The 986-nt window shown below is 76.3% G+C and carries 1 protein-coding gene and 1 pseudogene; both read left to right on the top strand.

The window, feature by feature from the left end:
- The coding region (locus PROKR_RS30200; protein ID WP_036971735.1) for a class I SAM-dependent methyltransferase at positions 1-573 on the top strand (573 nt) is incomplete at its 5' end.
- Between the two features lie 11 nt (positions 574-584).
- Positions 585-986 (top strand): annotated as a pseudogene (locus tag PROKR_RS36675) (MFS transporter); the annotation flags it as partial.

The raw sequence follows: 986 nt of genomic DNA, 5'->3' as shown, positions 1-986 counted from the left end.
GGCGGCGTCGACCCGGCGGCCCGGATGGTCGAGCTCGCGCGGGCCCGCGCCGTCGGCGCCGACGTGCGCCGCGGCGATGTCGAGCACCTCCCGTTCGACGACGACGCCTTCGACACCGTGCTCGCCGTCAACGCGGTGCAGTTCGCCGACGACCTGGACGACGCGCTGGCCGAGATCGCCCGGGTGCTGGTGCCGGGCGGCGTCGTCGGACTGGCCGGCTGGGCCGACCGGAGCCGCAACGACCTGGACGCGATCAACGTGGCGCTCGCGGAGGCCGACGACGAGGACCCGCCCGAGGACGGCCCGCTGCGCCTGCCCGGCGGCCTGGCCGACCTGCTGGCCGACGCCGGCTGGACGGTGCTCGACCACGGCGTGGTGCCGGTCCCGTGGACCGCCCGGAACGCCGACGACCTGGTGCGCGGGATCCTGTTCGGCGAGGGCAAGGCGACGGTCGCCGACCTCGCACCCGTCGTCGTCGAGGCCGCCGCGCCGTTCCGCCGTCCGGACGGCGGGTACCGCCTGCTGAACGCGTTCCGCTGGGCGGTGGCCCGGGTCCCTGAACGGCGTCGGTAGGGTGAGGCCACGTGAGCCTCCCGACCGACCCCGACCAGCCCATCCTGCGCGTACCCGGGATCGGGGCCCTGGTATGGATGTCGCTGTGCGGGTTCGCCGGCTACGCGCTCCTGCTGCCGACGGCGCCCCTGTGGGCCATCCACGGCGGTGCCGACGAGGCCGGCGCGGGGCTCGTCAACGCCGTGCTCATGGCGGCCACCGTCGCCTTCCAGACCACCGTGCCCTGGGCCCTGCGCCGGCTGGGCTGGCGCAGGACGCTCGTCGCGGGCGTGCTCCTGCTCGGCCTGCCGTCCCTGGCACTCGTGCTCACCGACCAGCTCGGCTGGATCCTCGCCGCCTCCGCCGTGCGGGGTGCCGGGTTCGCCGTCGTCACGGTCTGCGGCGCGACGGCGATCGCCGAGCTCGTCGGCGCC

The organism is Promicromonospora kroppenstedtii DSM 19349, from assembly GCF_000515355.1.
GTDB lineage: Bacteria > Actinomycetota > Actinomycetes > Actinomycetales > Cellulomonadaceae > Promicromonospora > Promicromonospora kroppenstedtii.
This window is presented reverse-complemented; position numbering and strand designations above follow the sequence as displayed.